The 19,159-nt window shown below is 73.0% G+C and carries 15 protein-coding genes and 1 pseudogene; 4 read left to right on the top strand and 12 right to left on the bottom strand.

Annotated features, from left to right (window positions below; all coding sequences use genetic code 11):
- Positions 1-152 precede the first annotated feature (152 nt).
- Positions 153-986: pseudogene (locus Q2K16_RS28440) on the top strand (YhjD/YihY/BrkB family envelope integrity protein); the annotation flags it as partial.
- Here the strand turns inward: Q2K16_RS28440 and Q2K16_RS28435 are convergent.
- A complete protein-coding gene (locus tag Q2K16_RS28435; RefSeq protein ID WP_302741331.1) occupies positions 935-3,256 on the bottom strand; it encodes an MMPL family transporter in 2,322 nt (773 codons plus the stop codon). The pseudogene Q2K16_RS28440 and the gene Q2K16_RS28435 overlap by 52 nt on opposite strands.
- A gap of 222 nt (positions 3,257-3,478) precedes the next feature.
- Between Q2K16_RS28435 and Q2K16_RS28430 the strand changes: the two genes are divergently transcribed.
- Positions 3,479-5,080, top strand: coding sequence for a phytoene desaturase family protein (locus tag Q2K16_RS28430; RefSeq protein WP_302741330.1), 1,602 nt, complete (start codon positions 3,479-3,481; stop codon positions 5,078-5,080).
- Positions 5,081-5,142: 62 nt separating this feature from the next.
- Here the strand turns inward: Q2K16_RS28430 and Q2K16_RS28425 are convergent, their stop codons facing one another.
- From Q2K16_RS28425 to Q2K16_RS28415, 3 genes are all read right to left on the bottom strand, one after another.
- On the bottom strand, positions 5,143-6,099 hold the full coding sequence (locus tag Q2K16_RS28425) for a pyridoxamine 5'-phosphate oxidase family protein (RefSeq protein ID WP_302741328.1): 957 nt from the start codon (positions 6,097-6,099) through the stop codon (positions 5,143-5,145).
- Positions 6,100-6,284: 185 nt separating this feature from the next.
- Positions 6,285-6,893 carry a TMEM175 family protein gene (locus tag Q2K16_RS28420; RefSeq protein ID WP_302746643.1) on the bottom strand — a complete coding sequence of 203 codons (609 nt, stop codon included), beginning with the start codon at positions 6,891-6,893 and terminating at the stop codon, positions 6,285-6,287.
- Positions 6,894-7,180: 287 nt separating this feature from the next.
- Entirely contained in the window at positions 7,181-8,746 is a 1,566-nt protein-coding gene (locus Q2K16_RS28415; protein ID WP_302741327.1) for a Rieske 2Fe-2S domain-containing protein, read from the bottom strand.
- Positions 8,747-9,032: 286 nt separating this feature from the next.
- On the opposite strand from Q2K16_RS28415, the gene Q2K16_RS28410 reads away from it, so the two are divergent.
- Positions 9,033-9,254 carry a DUF2631 domain-containing protein gene (locus Q2K16_RS28410; RefSeq protein WP_088645513.1) on the top strand — a complete coding sequence of 74 codons (222 nt, stop codon included), beginning with the start codon at positions 9,033-9,035 and terminating at the stop codon, positions 9,252-9,254.
- A 67-nt stretch (positions 9,255-9,321) separates the two neighbouring features.
- Here the strand turns inward: Q2K16_RS28410 and Q2K16_RS28405 are convergent, their stop codons facing one another.
- The 8 genes from Q2K16_RS28405 to Q2K16_RS28370 form a co-directional block, all read right to left on the bottom strand.
- Positions 9,322-10,569 carry a DivIVA domain-containing protein gene (locus tag Q2K16_RS28405; protein ID WP_302741324.1) on the bottom strand — a complete coding sequence of 416 codons (1,248 nt, stop codon included), beginning with the start codon at positions 10,567-10,569 and terminating at the stop codon, positions 9,322-9,324.
- The gene (rlmN, locus tag Q2K16_RS28400; RefSeq protein ID WP_302741322.1) at positions 10,569-11,744 is read right to left on the bottom strand and encodes a dual-specificity RNA methyltransferase RlmN; all 1,176 of its coding nucleotides are present in this window, start codon (positions 11,742-11,744) and stop codon (positions 10,569-10,571) included. The genes Q2K16_RS28405 and rlmN overlap by 1 nt, the downstream gene beginning before the upstream one ends.
- A 104-nt stretch (positions 11,745-11,848) precedes the next feature.
- On the bottom strand, positions 11,849-13,120 hold the full coding sequence (locus tag Q2K16_RS28395) for a phosphatidate cytidylyltransferase (protein ID WP_302746642.1): 1,272 nt from the start codon (positions 13,118-13,120) through the stop codon (positions 11,849-11,851).
- Positions 13,121-13,534: 414 nt separating this feature from the next.
- Positions 13,535-14,092 carry a ribosome recycling factor gene (gene frr / locus Q2K16_RS28390; protein ID WP_088645509.1) on the bottom strand — a complete coding sequence of 186 codons (558 nt, stop codon included), beginning with the start codon at positions 14,090-14,092 and terminating at the stop codon, positions 13,535-13,537.
- 86 nt (positions 14,093-14,178) lie between these two features.
- Positions 14,179-14,946, bottom strand: coding sequence for a UMP kinase (gene pyrH, locus Q2K16_RS28385; RefSeq protein ID WP_088645508.1), 768 nt, complete (start codon positions 14,944-14,946; stop codon positions 14,179-14,181).
- A gap of 171 nt (positions 14,947-15,117) precedes the next feature.
- Positions 15,118-15,945: a translation elongation factor Ts gene (tsf, locus tag Q2K16_RS28380; RefSeq protein WP_088645507.1), complete on the bottom strand. Its 828-nt coding sequence runs from the start codon at positions 15,943-15,945 to the stop codon at positions 15,118-15,120.
- A 134-nt stretch (positions 15,946-16,079) separates the two neighbouring features.
- A complete protein-coding gene (gene rpsB, locus Q2K16_RS28375) occupies positions 16,080-16,937 on the bottom strand; it encodes a 30S ribosomal protein S2 (RefSeq protein ID WP_194823632.1) in 858 nt (285 codons plus the stop codon).
- Between the two features lie 350 nt (positions 16,938-17,287).
- Complete coding sequence (locus tag Q2K16_RS28370) at positions 17,288-18,553, bottom strand: hypothetical protein (RefSeq protein ID WP_302741318.1); 1,266 nt, start codon at positions 18,551-18,553, stop codon at positions 17,288-17,290.
- Positions 18,554-18,787: 234 nt separating this feature from the next.
- Here Q2K16_RS28370 and Q2K16_RS28365 point away from each other — a divergent pair, with 234 nt between their 5' ends.
- Positions 18,788-19,147 carry a YraN family protein gene (locus tag Q2K16_RS28365; protein WP_302741316.1) on the top strand — a complete coding sequence of 120 codons (360 nt, stop codon included), beginning with the start codon at positions 18,788-18,790 and terminating at the stop codon, positions 19,145-19,147.
- Positions 19,148-19,159 lie beyond the last annotated feature (12 nt).

Raw genomic sequence — 19,159 nt, 5'->3', positions numbered from 1 at the left:
TCCGCTAGTGATCCACTCGCCGGGGCCGATGTTGCGCCATCCCGGAGCCCCGACACCGCAACATCGGCCCAGTTGACCCGATCATCGACGGTGCCGGCCCTGACGCGGGATCGTGATGCGTGGCGGCGGGCGACAGGGGGAAGAACAGCGCGATGGGCGACGCATGGCAGCGTACGAAGCGGATCACCAGCGCCGCGTTCCGGCCGGTACGGGGCCGGGACCTCTCCCTGCACGCCGCCGCGATCACCTTCTACGGGGCGATCGCCGTGGTGCCGGTGGCGCTGCTGGCGATCTGGCTGACCTCGCTGCTGGCCGGCGCGGACCGGGTGCGCCGGCTCACCGCGTACGCCGTGGAGACGCTGCCGGACGCGATCGGCGCGCCCGAGGCGGTGGACGCCCTGGTCAACGCCGGGGTGCAGTTGACCCCGCTGCCGGCGCTGGCCTCCCTGCTGCCCGCCTCGCTCTACGGTGAGGGGCTACGCCGGGCGTTCGTCTCGGTCGCCACCGCACCCAACCCCGACGAGTCGCTGGTCGGCTGGCGGGGCCGGTTGCTGCTGCTGCCGCTACTCGCCCCCGCTCCCGCCCTGCTGCTGTCGATCCTCATCGCGCTGCCCACCACCACCCGGCTGATCCGGCAGGGTGGCTGGGTCGCCGCCCTGGGCATCGTGCTGTCGTTCCTGGCGGTGTGGCTGGTGCTCACCCCGGTGTTGATGTGGGTGTTCCGGGTGGTCGGGCCGGCCTCACCGGACTGGCTGTCGACGTTGGCGGTCGGCTCGTTCACCGCCGCCAACCTCTCCGGCTTCCTGCACGGCTTCGTGCTGTTCTGTTCGCTTCCGCTGGATCTCGGGGTGCCGTTCGGCGGCTTCGACCCGGTCGGGGCCGGCGTCGCGGTGCTGCTCTGGCTCTACCTGTTCCACGTGATCGTGCTGGCCGGCTACTCGGCCACCCTCGCGTTGTCCCGCTGGCGGGCCCGCCGCGCCGCCGCCTCCGGGTCGGCGTCGGGCTCCGGGGCCGACGCCGTCGGGACGTCCCGGTCCGCGACGGCGAACCACCCCGCGGCGTCCGACCCGGCCGTCGGGGCCGTCGGCCCCGACCCGTCGGGGGTCGGCGACTCCGCCGGATCGTCGGTCTCGCGGAGGCCGTAGCGGGCCCAGAACCGGGCCAGGGGCGTCGGGGCCCACCAGTTCCACCGGCCCAGCAGCCGCATGGTGGCCGGCACGAGCAGCGCCCGGACCAGGGTCGCGTCCACCACGATCGCCACGATCATGCCGACGCCGATCAGCTTGATGTAGGCCATTCCGCCGGTGGTGAAGCCGGCCACCACGATGATCAGCAGCAGCGCGGCGGCGGTGATGATCCGGCCGGTGCGTTGCAGGCCGGCGGCGACCGAGGCGGTGTTGTCGCCGGTGCGGTCCCACTCCTCGCGGACCCGGCTGAGCAGGAACACCTCGTAGTCGGTGGCCAGCCCGAACAGCACCGCGAGCATGAGGATGAGGTTGCTCGGCTCGATGAACCCGGTGGAGGTGAAGCCGAGCAAGCCGGACAGGTGCCCGTCCTGGAAGATCCAGACCACCACGCCGAACGACGCGCCGATCGACAGCAGGTTCATCAGCACCGCCTTGACCGGCAGCACCACCGAGCCGAAGGCGAGGAAGAGCAGCAGCAGGGTCGCGCCGGCCATCAGCAGGGCCATCCACGGCAGCCGGTCGCCGAGGCTGTCCAGCAGGTCGACGTCGGCGGCGGGCCGTCCGCCGACCAGCACCTGCGCCCCGTCCGGGCCGGGCAGGTCGCGCAGCGCCCGCACCACGTCCCGGGCGGCGTCGCCGGTCGGCTCCCCCGGGTAGCTCACCGACAGCAGCGTGGACTCCCCCTTCGCCGCCGTGACCTGGACCCCGGTCACCCCCGGCACCGCCGCGATCCGGTCGGCGAACGGGCGTACCGCGTCGGCCGACGCGCCGGAGACCAGCACCTCGACCGGGGCGATCGTGCCGCCGGGGAACTCGGCGGCGATCCGCTCGGAGACCACCCGGGGCGCGGCGTCCGCCGGCAGCACCCGCTCGTCGACTCCGCCGAAGGTGATCCGCGCGAACGGGGTGGCCAGCACGCCGAGCAGCACCGCGACCCCCACCAGGTACAGCACCGGCCGGCGCATCACGCTGCGCGCGATCCGGGCCCAGGCGCCGCCGGGCTCACCCGCCGCCCGCCGCGCACCCCGCGACCCCCGCCGCCACGGCAGCGGTACGCGCACCGCGTCCACCCGGTGGCCGAGCACCACCAGCAGGGCCGGCAGCACGGTGAGCGCGGCCAGCATGGCGATCAGCACGGCGGCCATCCCGCCGAAGCCCATCGACCGCAGGAACGGCTGCGGGAAGATCAGCAGGCTGGCCATGGCGAGCGCGACGGTCAGCCCGGAGACGAAGACGGTCCGGCCGGCGGTGAGCATGGTACGGCGGATCGCTTCGGCGACGGGCCGGCCGGCGGCCAGTTCCTCCCGGAACCGGCTGACGATGAACAGCGCGTAGTCGACAGCCATCCCGAGGCCGATCAGGGTGATCACGTTGATCGCGAAGATCGACACGTCGGTGACCATGTTGACCAGGCGTACCGCGAGGAACGCGCCGAGGATGGCCAGCCCGCCGACGAGCAGCGGGGTGCCGGCGGCGACCAGCCCACCGAAGATCAACACGAGCAGCACCAGCAGCACCGGCATGGACAGCAGCTCGGCGCGGGTGACGTCCTCGGTGCTCTGGGTGGTGGCCGCCGCCTGGAACGCCACCAGCCCGCCGACGTCGGTGCGCAGGCCTGGCGCGTCCAGTGCGGGACGCAGCGCCGCGAACTGCGCCGAGCGGGCGTCCTCGTCGCCGCCGGTGAGCTTGACCAGCGCGTAGGTGGCCCGGTGGTCGGTGGCGACCAGCGCGGGCGCGGGCGCGTCGTACCAGGTGGTCACCTCGGCCACCTCGGCGCGCTGGCGCAGCCCGGCCACCGTGAAGGTCACCGGGTCACGGAACCGCGGGTCCTCGACGGTGACGGTGTCGCTGGACCACAGGACGATCACGTCCGCGCCCTGCCTGCCGAGTTCGGCGGTGACCCGCTGCACGGTCCGGCTGGACTCGCTCGACGGGTCGTCGAAGCCACCCCCGCTCAGCTCGCCGAACACCCCGGTGCCCCAGGTCGCCCCGACGGCGATCAGCACCCCGGCGACGGCCAGCACCGCCCACCGGGCGCGCACCACCACCCGCCCCCACCAGGCGAACATCGGCCTCTCCCCTCGTCGACCCGCCGACCCGTCGTCGCCCGCACCCGGGCCGCCCACCGACGGGGGGCCGGCGTCGGCCCCGCAACGACCGACGTCAACTATCGCAACAACCGTTCACGTTCGACGGGCCGGCCCGGCCGCTCCCCCGGTTGCCCGCACCGGCCGGTCCCGCCGGTCGAGCCGGCAGACTTCACGCCGCGTACCGCACTAGGCTGCGCAGGCATGAGCGATGCGAGTGAGCTGCCGTCCCGCGCCGACGTCGTGATCGTCGGATCGGGGCACAACGGGCTGGTCTCCGCCGTCCTGCTGGCCCGCGCCGGGCTGGACGTGCTGGTGCTGGAGGCGGCGGAGGTGATCGGCGGGGCCACCCGTACCGAGAACCCGTTCCCGAAGGTGCCCGCGCTGCGCCACTCCACCGGGTCGTACCTGCTGGGGCTGATGCCGCCGGAACTGCTCGCCACCCTGGACGTCCGCATCCCCGTGCTGCGCCGCGACCCGCACTACTTCCTGCCCACCCCGGGCGGGCCCGGTGCGCCGTACCTGCTGTTCGGCAGCGACACCGCCGCGACCCGGCGGCAGCTCACCGAGTTCTTCTCCCCCGCCGACGTGGCCGCCGACGACGCGCTCCAGGCCGAGCTGGGCCGGCTGCGCGCCGACCTGGCCCCGGCCTGGCTGGCCGAGCCGCTGCCGGCGGAGCAGACCGCCGAACGCTACGTCCGCCCCGAGCTGCGGCAGGTCTTCGTCGACCTGGTACGTGGCTCCGTCGCCGACTACCTGGCCCGCTTCGACTTCCGCTCCGAGCTGCTGGTCAGCATGTACGCGGTCACCGACGGGCTGTCCGGCCTCAACGCCGGCCCGGACGACCCCGGCACCGGCCACAACTTCCTCGTGCACAACATGTGCCGGCTGCCCGGCGCCGACGGCACCTGGATGATCGCCGAGGGCGGGATGGGCACCGTCTCCCGCACCTTCGCCGAGGCCGCCCGGTCGGCCGGGGCGACCATCCTGACCGGTGCCCGGGTCGACGCCGTCACCCTGTCCGGGGGCACGGCCTCGGGCGTCCGGCTCGCGGACGGGCGGGAGGTCGCCGCCGAGGTGGTGCTCGGCGCGTGTGACCCGTACCGGCTGATGGAGCTGCTGCCCGACGGCGCGCTGCCGGCGGAGCTGGGCGCGCGGATGGCGGCGGTCCGCCGGCCCGGGACCACGCTCAAGCTGAACCTGGCGTTGACCGGGCTGCCCCGGTTCTCCTGCCTGCCCGCCGACGCGCCCAGCCCGTTCGGGTCCACCATCCACCTGCTCCCCGGGTCGGCGTCACTGGTCGGGGCGGGCGGCGAGTCGCCGATGGCGGCGCTGCGGGCGATGTGGGCGGACGTGCAGGCCGGGCGGCTGCCCGACGAGCCGACCATCGAGTGGTACCTGCACACCACCGTCGACCCGTCGCTGTCCGACCCGGCCGGGCACCACTCGTCGGCGCTGTTCGTCCAGTCGGTGCCCTACACGCTGGCCGGCACCGACTGGGACACCGCGCTGCCCGGTTACGTCACCCGGCTGGTGGAGATCTGCGAACGGTACGCGCCGGGCACCGGTGACCTGATCGCCGACGCGGTGCCGCTGCCCCCGCCCGGCATCGAGGCGCACTTCGGCATCACCGGCGGGCACATCCACCACGTCGACAACACCGTCTCGTTCACCGACCGGATGCCCTACGCCACAGGCATCGACGGCGTCTACGCGGGCAGCGCCGGCTGTCACCCGGCGGGCAGTGTGATCGGCGCGGCCGGCCACAACGCGGCCCAGCGCATCCTCGCCGACCTCGGCCGTTGAGGGGTGTCGACACCCACGGGCCGGCAGGCACCCCTCCACACCGCGGCCGACACCGGGCCCGGCTACCGGCTGCTGCCCTCGGGGCGCAGGGCGCGGTAGGCCGCCCAGGGGATGGTGGGTCGCTTCCAGCCACGCCGCCGCAGGTAGCGGCGGGTGGCGGCTCGGGTGGAACGCACCGTGCGCAGCGAGTCCGTCCGGCGGGGCTGGTGCCTGGCGGCCGGCTCGATCAGCCGCCGGGGGCGCAGCGTCCAGGCCCCGGCGTCGCGGACCAGCTCACCGCGCACGTTGGCGTTGTGCAGGTTCCACAACTGCGCGTCGTGCTGGTGGACCAGCAGGCTGGCCGGGCCCTCGACCGGTGCCAGCCCGTCCGGCACCACCACCCGGTAGCCGTCCACGCCGGCGGTCGCCGTGGTACGCACCAACAGCGGCGCCCCACCGGCGTCCAGGGTCGCCAGCACCACACTCGGGTACGTCGCCAGCACCTCCGCGCCGACCAGGCCCTCCCCCGACGGCGCGCTCCCGGCTGACCCGGTGACGGCGGTGGTGGTGGGCAACGGGCGGGTGCTCACCTCGGTCGGGGTGACGGTGATCAGTAGCCGCATGAAGTAGAAATCGGTGAACATGGTCGCCGGCCAGTCGAGGTATCCCCGGCTGACCGGCTGGCGCTGGAACATCTGGGCCCAGAAGGCGCCCAGGTCCCCGGTCGGCTCGGTGTGTACCTCGTCGGGGCAGTCCGCCGTGCCGCGTACCAGGATCTGCTCCGGCCGGGTCAGCCCGCTGGCCGTGGGGTCGGAGAAGAGCAGCGCCACCCGGGGATCGCGGCGCACGTTGAAGGCCTTCTGCGGGTACCCCAGCGAGGTGGTGATCATGATCGTGCCGTCCGGGCGGAGCAGCCCTGAGGTCGGCCAGGCGACCGGCGTACCGTCCTTGGCGAGCGTTGCCAGCTCACAGGTGCGGTAGGCGGATATCGCGGCACCGAGGAGGGATCCGGGCGCGATGCTCACCGAGGGTTGCTGCATGGCCCGCATCGTAGCGAGCCGATCAACTGGTGGAGATCTGCGGGCGGTACGCCCCGGGCACCGGTGACCTGATCGCGGGCGCGCGTGACCGGCGCGTCCGGCCGGAACGCCGCCCGACGCCTCCTCGCCGACCGGGGCCGCCGGACCGGGCCGCCCGGCCGGGCCCCGGGGCCGGCGCGGCGTGGTCAGGCGCGGGCCGGGCGGGAGGACGGCAGGTCGCCCGGACCCCGGATCAGGTACAGCCCGGTCAGCAGGAAGTACGCCGCGAGGCTGAGCACCGGGTCGACGAAGGAGATGCCGAACGCGACCACGTACAGCACCGGGCCGAGCAGGAAGCGGCGGGCCACGGCGCGGGCCAGCCGGGGGTCCAGCCCCGGGTCGAGCAGCCGGCGGCGGCGGGCCCACCACCAGCTCAGGTTGAAGAACAGCGCCTCACCGAGCACCGTGCCCACGTAGAGCGCGGCGGTCAACCGCTGGTCGGCGACGGTGCCCCGCAGGTTGTCGGCGAGCAGGCTGGCCGCGAACGGAATGGCCGCGACGAACAGCAGCAACAGCAGGTTGAGCACGAGCAGCAACTGGTCGACCTTGACCACGTACCGCCACATGTTGTGGTGGGTCAACCAGACCTGACCGACGATCACGAACGTGATCACGTACGCCAGGTAGGCGGGCCACTCGTGGAACAGCGCCCCGGGCAGGTCCTGACCCTCGGGCCGCTGCGGGCTGAGTTGGAGCAGCTCCACCGCCATCAGGGTGAGCACGATCGCGATCACCGCGTCGCTGAACGCCTCCACCCGCGAGGCGTCCCGCTCCTTCTCCCGCCGATGCCCGAACTCGTACTCCTCCTCGAACTCCTCCTCGAACTCCTCCTCGTCCCCCACCCCTCCCCCGCTCTCCACGCCCCCCACCCTCCACCCCCCACCCTCCATGCCTGTGTCGATCATGGAGTTGTGGTGCCCGGCGTGTACCGCTTCAGGGCCTTTGCGGCCCAGCACAACTCCATGATCGCCGAAAACGGGGGTGGGGTGGGGTGGAATCGGGGGGAGGGGGCGGGAGGGGAGGGGGTGGGGGGGTTAGGGGGTTAGGGGGTGGGGGTTTGGGTGCGGGCGGCGCGGATCTTGTGGCCGACGCTGGTCAGGCAGCGGCCGGACGGCAGGTCGAACTTCCAGCCGTGCAGCTGGCAGGTGAGCTGGTCGCCCTCGACGATGCCGAACCGGGTCAGGTCCGCCTTCAGGTGCGGGCAGCGGCGCTGCACCACCCAGTCACCCAGGGTGACGTCCTCCGCGTCGACGGCCCGCTCGTGCTCGTCGTACCAGCCCTCGGCGTACTGGAGGCGCTCGGTGGACAGGCACTTGAAGAAGGCGTAGACGAACTCGTTGTACTGGCCGATCCGGGCCGCCGAGAAGCGGCAGGACAGGAAGAGCGAGTTGACCCAGTCAACCTCGTCGATGTACAGCAGGTGCTCGATCAGCGCCCGCTCGGTACGGAACCGGTACCGGACCTTCTCGTCGGCGTACGGCCGGACCTGCTTGCCGGGAAAGTCCACCACGATGGATTCGACGGTCTCCCCGCCCGAGCCGTCGGTGCCCACCAGGTCGAAGCGGACCGGGCCGCCGACCCCCTTGGCCAGGTAGATCGACTCGTCGAGCAGCGGCTCGATCCGGCGCTTCATCCCGGCCAGGACGTCGATCTCGGGGTGCCGCCAGGACGCCTTCTCCGCCTCGATGACCTGGCGCTTACGCTCCCGCATCTCCTCCAGGTGCGCGGTCTTGTTCGCGAAGAACTCCTCGACCGGCTGCGGGTGGGTGGTGGTCGCACCGGAGCTGGTCACCTCGGCGACGCTGCCCGGCAGCAGCACGATGCCGTTGGTGCCGCCGACCTTCGCGTACTCCGACAGGAACACCGACTGGTCCGGGAAGATGTTGCCCTCGTCGCCGTGGATGTCGTTGAACTGCCACAACGCGTCGTCGAGGAAGCACGGCGGGCCGGCGATCGGGAAGACGTGGTCGGCCTTCAGGTCGTCGATGTAGCGCCAGGTCCGGTCGAACTGCCGCTCCCGCTTCTGCTTGCCGAACGCGGTCTTCGCCGCCTGCGGCAGCTCGTAGACCATCGGATACCAGATCGCGCCGGAGAACTGGAGCAGGTGCGCGTGCACGTGGCCCAGCTCGGCGAAGACGGTCAGGTCGGTGGGGCGGGCGTCGTTCTGGTTGAGCAGCCGGACCCCGTCGTACTCCACCCAGAGCGACGAGTCGCCGATCGGGCCGTCGGTCGGGCTGGTCAACGCCTGGATCATGATCTTCAGGCCGCCGTCCAGCTCCACCACCTGCTCGTTGGGGGCGCGCAGGAACTTCGTGAAGCCCAGCGCCCGCAGCTCGTCCTCCATCTCCGAGGTGGGGAACTCGGGCAGTAGGACGGTGGCGTCCTTCGAGACGAAGTCCCGCAGATGCTTGGCGTCGAAGTGGTCCCGGTGCAGGTGCGACACGTACAGGTAGTCGACCCGGCCCAGGGTCTCCCAGTCGAGCAGGGAGTTGTCGGGGAACGGGAACCACGAGGCGAAGTAGGCCGGATTGACCCACGGGTCGCACAGGATGCTGCCCGCAGCCGTGTCGATCCGCATGCTGGCGTGTCCCGTACCGGTCACTCGCACCGCAGTCCCCCTCAAACAGACAATCAAGGTGTACGTCAGAACGCTACCGGAGGCAGTGTGGTCGACGGCCCGCGACGCCGGTAGAGCCGACCCGCCCCACCGGGAAGGGGACCTTCGGCCCGGGTGCCGCCCCGGCCGGCCCACCCCACCCGGTGGCGTGGTCCTGCCCCACCCGGTTGCGTGGTCCTGCGCCGCACCGCGCCCTCAGCAGGGCGGACCCCGCACCGGGCCCGGGGCGGGGCGTGCCAGACTAGCCGGAGATCCGATCGCGAGGGAAGGACCGACAGTGGCAGGAAGCGAGCCGGTAACCGCGCCAGATCAGCACAGGCCCGGGCACCGCAAGGCCGGGCGGATCGGCGCGGTGCTCTCCGCGTTGGCGCTGCTGGCGATGCTGTGCGGCAACCACGAGGGCAAGGTCGAGGACATCTGGCTGGTCGGCCTGGCCGTGCTGTTGCTGGCGATCGTCGTCGGCGACGCCGTGCTGCGTCGCAGCGGGCTGCGCTCCTGACGCACCCCCCGGAATGTCACGTGGGCCCACCCCTGGCCGGGGGTGGGCCCACGTCACGTGTGGTGGATCACCTGCCGAAGAGGATGTCCTGCACGTCCTTGAGCGCGGCGTCGACCTCGGCCTCGAAGTAGCCGCCCGGCACCAGCCCGAAGCGCAACGTGTCCAGGTCCTTCGGGTTCACCGGCATCTGGTTGCGGCCCTGCATCCCGCCGAGCAGGCTCTCGAAGAACCGGTCCACCTGGTCCGGGTCGTACCCGCTGCCGAACCGGCGTACCTGGAAGCTGCGCCGGATCTGGTCGACCCGGTACAGCTCGCTGCCCGGCGGGCCGGCCATCGGCGGACCGACCATCGGCGGACCACCGACCGGCGGACCCATCGGCGCGGGCGGGCCACCCATCGGTGGACCACCCAACGGCTGCGACGGCATCGGCGGCGGGCCGGCCGGGCCCCGGCCACGCATGTCCCGGGGGTCCCGCTCGGGCATCCGGTCGCGCTCCAGCATGCGGTCCCGCTCCAGCATGCGGTCCCGGTCCGGCATCCGGTCGTGCTCGGGCATCCGGTCCCGGTCCGACATCCGGTCCCGCTCGGGCATCCGGTCCAGCATGCGATCCCGCTCGGGCATCCGGTCCCGGTCCGACATCCGGTCCCGGTCCGGCATCCGGATCTCGGCGGTCATGTCGGCGCGGCCGTGCCGCCCGGCCTCGAACCCGTCGAAACGCGGCTCGTCGGGGGGGCCGTAGCCACTGCCCGGACCGGCCGGCAGGCCACGCGGCGGCGGGCCACCGTGCCCCATCGGCGCACCCGGACCGGGGCCCATCGGTCCGCCCGGGCCCGGCCCCAACTGGCCGCGCGGGGCGTCGTACCCGCCGCGCGGGGCGTCGTAGCCACCGGCGAAGGCGCCTGTCGGCTCGTCGTAGCGGCTGCCGTACCGGTCGGGTGGGCCGGGCTGCGCCGGCATGGCGCGCGGCGGCATCGGCGGCGGGGCCTGCGGAAGACCCCGGTGGTCGTCACGCATCGGCGGGGCGAACCGTTCGCCGCCACGCGGGTCGGCACCACGGCCGCTCGGAGCGGACCGTTCCTCCAGCTCGGCCAGCTGCCGCTCCACCCGGTCCAGGTGCAGGTCGACCTGCCACTCGTCGTAGCCGTTGAAGCGGACCCGGAAGACGACGTCGTGGACCTCCTGGGAAGCCACCGGAGCACCGACCGGCTGACCGGCGAGGGTCGCCTCCACCCGATCCAGGAAGGCGTCGACCTCGTCGACCTTGTAGCCCCGGCGGAGCGCCTTACGCCGGAAACGCTGACCCTGACTCGCCACTATGTCTCCTGGTCTCGTACCGCTACGCCCGGTCGCGCCCCGCGTGGCGCTTCGCTGTCACTGTCCCCCGCGGCAGCCAACTGCCCGCACGCACCGTCGATCTCACGCCCCCGGGTGTCACGCACCGTGGTGGAGACGCCGGACTCGCGCAACCGTCGGACGAACTCCCGTTCCACGGGCTTGGCGCTGGCGTCCCACCGGCTGCCCGGTGTCGGATTGAGCGGGATGAGGTTGACGTGCGCCGACCGTCCGGCCAACAGGCGTCCGAGCAGGTCGGCCCGCCACGGTTGATCGTTCACGTCCTTGATCATCGCGTACTCGATCGACACCCGGCGCCCCGTGGTCGCCGCGTAGTCCCACGCTGCGTCCAGCACCTCGGCTACCTTCCAGCGCTGGTTGACCGGCACGAGTTCGTCGCGCAGCTCATCATCGGGCGCGTGCAGCGACAACGCAAGGGTCACCGAGAGGTCTTCGCTGGCCAGTCGGCGGATGGCCGGCACCAGGCCGACCGTGGAGACGGTGATGTGACGCTGCGACAGACCCAGCCCCTCCGGGGCCGGCGCGACCAGCCGCCGGATCGCCGTGACGACCCGGGAGTAGTTGGCCAACGGCTCACCCATGCCCATGAACACGACGTGGGACAGCCGGGGCGGCGACCCGGCCACCGCGCCCGAGGCGGCGACCCCGGCCAGGTAGACCGCCTGGTCGACGATCTCGGCGGCGGAGAGGTTCCGGGTCAGCCCGGCCTGGCCGGTGGCGCAGAACGGGCAGGCCATGCCGCACCCCGCCTGGCTGGAGATGCAGACGGTGACCCGGTCCGGGTAGCCCATCAGCACGCTCTCCACAAGCGAACCGTCGTGCAGCCGCCACAGCGCCTTGCGGGTGGCACCGTCGTCGCAGGCCAGCTCGCGGACCGGGGTGAGCAGCCGGGGCAGCAGCGCCCCGGCCAGCCGGTCCCGGCTGGCCGCCGGCAGGTCGGTCATCCCGGCCGGATCCCGGACCAGCCGACCGAAGTAGTGGTGGGAGATCTGCCGGGCCCGGAAGGCCGGCTCGCCCAGCTCGGTGACGAGCGCCCTGCGGCCCGGGAGATCGAGATCGGCGAGGTGCCGGGGAGGCATCGCCGGGCGGCGGCCGGGGGCATCGGGGTCAACGGGGATCACAGGCAGGCTCGTCATGGCTGGTCCAGTCTGTCACGCCGGGTGCCGCAGCCGCCCGTCCGGCGGTGCCGAATCGGCCTCCGCCGCCGGGCCCGCCCGGGTGGCACGGCGTGATTCATCCCTCAGCCCACCACCGGCACGAGGACCGCCAGCAGCAGATAGGCGGTGGGTACGGCGAACAGGATCGAGTCCAGCCGGTCCATCAGCCCCCCGTGCCCCGGCAACAGGCTGCTCATGTCCTTCACGCCCAGATCCCGTTTGATCATCGACTCGGCGAGGTCGCCCAGCACCGCGGCCACCGAGACCGCCACCCCGAACAGCGCGCCCCACCAGGGGGCCACGTCGAAGAGCAGCCAGATCAGCAGGGCGCTGCCGACGGCCGCGGCGACGACCGACCCGGCGAACCCCTCCCAGGACTTCTTCGGGCTGATCCGGGGCGCCATCGGGTGCTTGCCGAAGTTCGCCCCGGCGGCGTACCCGCCGGTGTCGGAGAGCACCACGCCGACCACGGTGACCAACACCCGCAGATGCCCGTCGCCGGGGGCCGCGGCGAGCATCGCCGCGAAACCGCCGAGGAACGGCACGTAGACCGCGATCAGAGTGGCCGCGGTGATGTCCCGTTGGAAACCGGCCGGGCCGTCACCCAGCCGCCAGATCATCGTGCCCAGCACGGTGACCAGCAGGCCCAGGCTCAGCGCGTCCGGGCCGGCGAACCAGGCCAGCCCGACGGTGAGCACGCCACCGGCGAGCAGCGGCACCAGCGGCGGATGGGCGCCGCTGCGCCGGACCGCGCGGGCCATCTCCCAGATGCCGACCCCGATCGCGCCGGCCAGCACGGCCAGGAACCCGGGGAGGAAGAAGAAGAGCGGGACCAGGACCAGCGCACCGAGACCGAGACCGACCCCGATCGCGGCCGGCAGGTTGCGCCCGGCCCGGCCGGTCGACGGTTGCGGGGTGGCCGGCCGGGCGGCGCTGGCCCGTCGCCGCCCCGGGGACCGCCGGCCGGGCGGTGGCTCCGGCGGGTCGGCGTCGACCTCCGGCCGGGCGGCGTCGTCGCGGACCGGGGCGAACGGCGGGGCGGGGACGTCGTCGTCGCGGACCGGCGTCAGGTGGACGGTCGGGGCGTCGTCGTCACGGACCGGGGGCAGTTGCGAGGTCGGGGCGTCGTCGTCGGCGAGGCCGGCCGCCGGCGGGTCGTACGGACCGTCAGGCGACTCGTCGTGCCGGCGCACGGGCGGCCGGGGCGGGGCCTGCGGCACCGCGGACAGGTCGGTGCCCGACTGCCGGAGGGACCACGGTTCGACCTCCCGGTCCGGCCAGGGCAGCGCCGGGGGACGGTCGGACCGCTCCCAGCCACGGGGCTCGGTGCCGCTGTAGGGGTCGAGGGGGGACATCACGTACCGGACGACGGTACGAGTGCCACCACATGACGCAAGACCACAACCATCCCCTACCCGCGTGACAACGTCGGTTGACCGGCCCGACGGCCGATCGATCCCCGCCGTTCACCGCCCGGTGGCCGGGAATCGTGCCGAGCCTACTGCACGGGCCGGCCGGGCACGGTGGATGCCGGGCCCGGCCGGCCAGCGGTGGCGTCCGGGTAGTCCGCCCGGCGGCTCCGTCCCGCCGGCCCGTCGCCGCCCGGAGGCGGCGGGTTCCCCGGGGCGCCCCCGCCGGCCGGTGCGCCGGGCGATCGGGTGACGGTCCGCGCCGCCGGCACCTCCACGACGACGGCACCCTCACGACGACAGCACCGGAGCGACGCCGCCGTCAGGCGGTGCCGCTCCGGTGCCGTGGCAGCCGGGAGGTCAGACTTCGAGCAGCTCCGACTCCTTGTGCTTGACCAGCTCGTCGACGGTGGCGACGTACCGCTGGGTCAGGTCGTCGAGTTCCTTCTCGGCGCGACGGCCGTCGTCCTCGCCGACCTCGCCGTCCTTGACCAGCCGGTCCAGCTCTTCCTTGCCCTTGCGACGGATGTTACGGACCGCCACCTTGGCTTCCTCGCCCTTGTGCCGGGCCACCTTGATCATTTCGCGGCGGCGTTCCTCGGTCATCTGCGGGAGCAGGATGCGCAGCTGGTTGCCCTCGTTGTTCGGGTTCACCCCGAGGTCCGAGTCGCGGATCGCCTTCTCCATGGCGTTGATCTGCGAGTTGTCGTACGGCTTGATGATGACCATGCGCGGCTCGGGCACCCCGATGGACGCCATCTGGGGCAGCGGGGTGGGCGTGCCGTAGTAGTCGATGACGACCTTGGAGAACATGGCGGCGTTGGCGCGACCGGTACGGATGGCGCCGAACTCCTCCTTGGCGTGCTCGACCGCACGCTCCATCTTCTCCTCGGCCTCGAGGAGGGTGTCGTCGATCACCGGTCTCCTCGCCTCCTTCTGTTGCTCGTCGTGGGCTGGTCTGCTGCTCTGGTGCGGAGGACCGCTGCGGTGGCCGGCGGGATCGGTCAGGCGGTGATCAGCGTACCGATCTTGTCGCCGCCGACGGCCCGGATGATCGTGTCCTCGCCCTGGGCGCCGAAGACGAGCATCGGCAGCCCGTTCTCCATGCAGAGGCTGAACGCCGCCGCGTCGGCCACCCGCAGGTTGCGGCGCAGCACCTCGGAGAAGGTGATCGAGTCGAACTTGCTGGCGTCCGGATCGATCCGCGGGTCGGCGCTGTAGACGCCGTCCACGCCGTTCTTGCTCATCAGCACCACGTCGGCGCGGATTTCCAGGGCCCGCTGGGCGGCCACCGTGTCGGTGGAGAAGTACGGCATCCCGGCACCGGCCCCGAAGATGACCACCCGCCCCTTCTCCAGGTGCCGGATCGCCCGCAGCGGAATGTACGGCTCGGCGACCTGGGCCATCGTGATCGCGCTCTGCACGCGCGTCTCGATGCCCTCCTTCTCCAGGAAGTCCTGCAACGCCAGGCAGTTCATCACCGTGCCCAGCATGCCCATGTAGTCGGCGCGGGCCCGGTCCATGCCACGCTTCTGCAACTCCGCGCCCCGGAAGAAGTTGCCGCCACCGACCACCACGGAGACCTGCACACCACGCCGTACGACGGTGGCGATCTGCCGGGCGATGGCCTGCACGACGTCCGGGTCGACACCGATCGCCCCACCGCCGAACACCTCGCCGGAGAGCTTCAGCACCACTCGGCGGGCGCGGCCGGGCGGCGGTGCCGTCGGGTCGTCCGCCTCCAGGCTCCGGTCGTTCACAACCTGTGTCATCCGCCCCGCCCTTCCCGCGCGCACGTCGACCGCGCCGCGTCACCGCGTACCTGCCCGTTGCCGACCCTATGTGACGAGGAGGCCGCGGTGCCTGTCACGTACACCGGCGGCCTCCTCGTCGACGTTGCGTGCCCGTCCGGGCGCGGCGTCCGCGCCCGGTCCCTGGGCGGCTCAGGCCTGGCCGACCTCGAACCGTACGAAGCGGGTCACCTCGATGCCGGCCTCGGCCAGCACCTGCTTGACGGTCTTCTTGTTGTCGGCGACCGACGCCTGCTCGATCAGGACGTAGTCCTTGAAGAAGGCGTTCACCCGGCCCTCGACGATCTTCGGCAGGGCCGCCTCGGGCTTGTTCTCCTCGCGGGCGGTCTGCTCGGCGATGCGCCGCTCGGACTCGACGACGTCGGCCGGCACCTCGTCCCGGGTGACGTACTTCGGGCGCATCGCGGCGATCTGCATCGCGGTGCCCCGGGCGTCGGCGTCGGCGGCCTCGTCGGTCTTGCCGGTGTACTCCACCAGCACGCCGACGGCCGGCGGCAGGTCCTGGCTCTTGCGGTGCAGGTAGACCGCGACGGTGCCGTCGAGCTTGGCGAAGCGGTTCAGCACCAGCTTCTCGCCGATCTTGGCGGACTGCTCCTGGACCAGGTCGGCGACGGTCTTGCCGTCCAGCTCGGTGGCGAGCAGTTCCTCGGCGGTGCCGACGCCGCTACGCTCACCGTGCTCGACCAACTGCTGGGCCAGGGCGACGAAGGCGTCGGTCTTGGCCACGAAGTCGGTCTCGCAGTTGAGCTCCAGCAGCGCCTTGCCCGAGTGTGCGACGAGGCCGTTGGCGGCGGTCCGGCCGGCCCGCTTGCCGACGTCCTTCGCGCCCTTGACGCGCAGGATCTCGACGGCCTTGTCGAAGTCGCCCTCCGCCTCGGTGAGCGCCTTCTTGCAGTCCATCATGCCGGCGCCGGTGAGGTCGCGGAGCTTCTTGACGTCCGCGGCGGTGAAGTTGGACATGACTCTCTCTTCGGTGTTGAGACTGCGGTGGGTGGTCTGGGGTGCCGGTTACCCGGAACGGAGCCGGACGTGCCCGGCAGGCACCGGCGCGTCCCGCCGCCCGGTCGACCGGGCGGCGGGACGCGCCGGTGCGGTCACTCGGCGGCGGCGGTGGCCGGCTGCTCGGCCGGCTGCTGCGCGTCGGCCGCCGGCTGCTCGTCGGCCTTCTTCGGCTCCAGCAGCTCGCGCTCCCACTCGGCCAGCGGCTCGTCGCTGCCGACCTGACCCGCCTCCGGCTTCTCGTCGCCACCGCGACGCCGGCCGGAACGGGCGATCAGACCGTCGGCGACGGCGGCGGCCACGACCTTGGTCAGCAGCTCGGCGGAGCGGATCGCGTCGTCGTTGCCCGGGATCGGGAAGTCGACCTCGTCCGGGTCGCAGTTGGTGTCCAGCACCGCGATCACCGGGATGCCCAGCTTGCGGGCCTCGTCGACGGCGATGTGCTCCTTCTTGGTGTCGACGATCCAGACCGCGGCCGGGAGCTTCTGCATGTCCCGCAGACCACCGAGGGTCTTGGTGAGCTTGGTCTTCTCACGGAACAGCTGGAGGGTCTCCTTCTTGGTGTACCCGGCGGCGGTGCCGGTCAGGTCACCCAGCGCCTCCAGCTCCTTCATCCGCTGGAGCCGCTTGTACACCGTCTGGAAGTTGGTCAGCATGCCACCGAGCCAGCGGTGGTTGACGTACGGCTGACCGACCCGGGTCGCCTGCTCGGAGATGGCCTCCTGAGCCTGCTTCTTGGTGCCGACGAACAGGATGCTGCCGCCCTCGGCCACCGTGTTGCGCACGAAGTCGTACGCCTTCTCGATGTAGTCGAGGGTCTGGCGCAGGTCGATGATGTAGATGCCGTTGCGCTCGGTCATGATGAAGCGCTTCATCTTCGGGTTCCAGCGCCGGGTCTGGTGCCCGAAGTGGACACCGCTCTCCAGCAGCTGACGCATGGTCACGACGGCCATGGTGGGGTACTCCTCAAGATCCCTGGTTGTTCCGCCCGACCGGTGGCCGGGCGTCCTGGCGCCTGGTCGCCGGCCATGGTGGGCCCGACAGGATCGGGACCAGGGAGGCCGTCGCCCCACGACGAGACGTGGGGAGGGCACGCGAGGTCGACCGCGCAAGGCGGTCGCCAAGAGGCCAGTGTACGCCCCCACCCCGCCACCCGGCCCCGGGCTCCCCTCCGACGGAAGGACGGCCCGAGCCGGTGCCCGGGGCACGGTCGGCGGTGGCCCCCGGCACAGCCGGCCGGTGGGCGTCGCTGCGGCCGGTCTCCCGTGCATCGGCCCGCGGCGCGCCGGGCGGGCTCGGCGGGTCAGCGGGCGGCGAGGGCGGCGGCGACGAAGAGGACCAGCCCGACGGTGAGGTAGGCGGTAGGCGGGCGCAGCCAGCCCCGGTCGCCGTCGGCCATCGCCAGCCCGCCGGCACGCAGCCCGTACAGGCCGCCGGCGAAGATCGGCAAGCCGACCACCAGGAAGATGCCCACGACGACGTGCGACACCGGGACCGGATCGCCGGTCAGGCCGTGCAGCAGCACCCGCAGCGCCGGGATCTCGAAGACCAGCACCGACAGGCCCAGCAGCGCCGCCACCGCCGGCCGCCGGGTGCGGTAGACGCCGTCGGAGGCCGGCCCACCCGTCCGGTACGCCCCGTCGGGGCCGGCCACGCCGTCCGGACGGGGCACGATCGGCGTCATCGGGCCGGTCGGCACCTCCAGCGGGGAGGGCTCGGCCGGCCGGTTGGGTTCGACGATCGGATAGTTGCCCAGTGCCGCCGGCCGACCCGGCTCGGAGCCGGCCAACTGGCCGGCCCCGCCGACCCCCAGCACGCCGGAGTCGGCGGCGAACCGACCGGTGCCGCCGTCAGCCCCGCCGAGCCGACCGGCACCGCCCGACCGGCCGGTACCCGGGTCACCGACGCCCCGGCCCACCCCGGTGTCGGCCAGCAGGCCGGCCCCGCTGTCACCGGCCCCCCGCACCGGGAGACCGCCGAGCGGCCCCGCGCCGGTGTCGCCGCTCGAACGGGCCGCGCCGAGCGGACCGCTCCCGGTGTCGGCCAGCCGGCCGGCGCCGGTGTCGCCCACGCTCCGCCCCGGCCCGGTGTCGGCCAGGCGACCGGTGCCGGTGTCACTCACGCTCCGCCCGAGGCCGGTGTCGGCCAGCCGGCCCGCGCCGGTGTCCCCGATGCCCCGGATGGACCCGCCGAGCGCCCCCGCGCCGGTGTCTCCGAGCGGACCTGGGTCGCCGACGCCGGCCTCCCGGGCGGCCCGTCGACCCACCCGGTCGGTGGGGAGTTCGCCGGAGACCTCCGGTTCGTCCCGACGCAGCCGCGTCGGCCGGTATCCGGCGGAGTCGCCCCCGCCGTCACCCAACGGGTCGGCCGCGTCGAAGCGCCCCGGATCGAGGCGGTTCGCGTCCGCGTACCGGCCCTCCTCGGCAGCCCGCTGGTCGGGTGTGCGCAGCTCGTCGTAGCGGCGCACCCCGCTCGCCGTCCGCCAGTCCGGGTCGTCGTACGCGCGGTCCCGGCCGGCCGGGTACCAGCGCGACTCCTGATCTTCGGGGTAGCTCCGTCGTGCGTCCACGTCCGGCACCGTATGCGACCGACCCGTCCGACGCCATTCGCAGGTCGGACCGCTCCACAGGACCGATCGGGTCGATCATCCCCGGCGGCCGACCCGCCCCGGGAGCAGGGCGTATCCGGGTGTCCGTAGCACGTCGGGGCCTTGATCGTCCGCTCGTCCACAGGCCGCCGGGTTGTCCACAGCCGGGGCGACGGGAGTCGCGTCCCGCCCACCCCCACCCGGACCCTGACGGTCATGACCAACCGGAACCAGGCGATCGGCGCGTACGGCGAGCGGTGCGCCGTACGCCATCTGATCGGGGCCGGGCTGCGCCCGGTGGCCCGCAACTGGCGCTGCCGCGCGGGCGAGATCGACGTCATCGCCTGGGACGGCCCGGTCCTCGCCTTCTGTGAGGTGAAGACCCGCCGGGGGGACGCCTACGGCAGTCCCGCCGAGGCGGTCGTCCCGGCCAAGGCCCGGCGGTTGCGCGGGCTCGCCGTGCGCTGGTTGGCCGAGACCGGGACCACCGCCGACGAGATCCGGTTCGACGTCCTGTCGGTCCGGCTGCCACCGGCGGGTCCGGCCCGGGTCGAACATCTCAAGGGGGCCTTCTGATGGCCGGCGGGC

This window comes from Micromonospora cynarisoli, from assembly GCF_030518815.1.
Classification (GTDB): Bacteria; Actinomycetota; Actinomycetes; order Mycobacteriales; family Micromonosporaceae; genus Micromonospora; species Micromonospora wenchangensis.
This window is presented reverse-complemented; position numbering and strand designations above follow the sequence as displayed.

Excerpts from the sequence above, each read along its gene's own strand:
- Q2K16_RS28435 (WP_302741331.1), bottom strand. The coding sequence starts at position 3,256 with ATGTTCGCCTGGTGGGGGCGGGTGGTGGTGCGCGCCCGGTGGGCGGTG.
- Q2K16_RS28425 (WP_302741328.1), bottom strand. The coding sequence starts at position 6,099 with ATGCAGCAACCCTCGGTGAGCATCGCGCCCGGATCCCTCCTCGGTGCC.
- pyrH (WP_088645508.1), bottom strand. The coding sequence starts at position 14,946 with ATGACACAGGTTGTGAACGACCGGAGCCTGGAGGCGGACGACCCGACG.
- Q2K16_RS28365 (WP_302741316.1), top strand. The coding sequence starts at position 18,788 with ATGACCAACCGGAACCAGGCGATCGGCGCGTACGGCGAGCGGTGCGCC.
- Q2K16_RS28395 (WP_302746642.1), bottom strand. The coding sequence starts at position 13,120 with ATGTCCCCCCTCGACCCCTACAGCGGCACCGAGCCCCGTGGCTGGGAG.
- rpsB (WP_194823632.1), bottom strand. The coding sequence starts at position 16,937 with ATGGCCGTCGTGACCATGCGTCAGCTGCTGGAGAGCGGTGTCCACTTC.
- Q2K16_RS28430 (WP_302741330.1), top strand. The coding sequence starts at position 3,479 with ATGAGCGATGCGAGTGAGCTGCCGTCCCGCGCCGACGTCGTGATCGTC.
- rlmN (WP_302741322.1), bottom strand. The coding sequence starts at position 11,744 with ATGACGAGCCTGCCTGTGATCCCCGTTGACCCCGATGCCCCCGGCCGC.
- tsf (WP_088645507.1), bottom strand. The coding sequence starts at position 15,945 with ATGTCCAACTTCACCGCCGCGGACGTCAAGAAGCTCCGCGACCTCACC.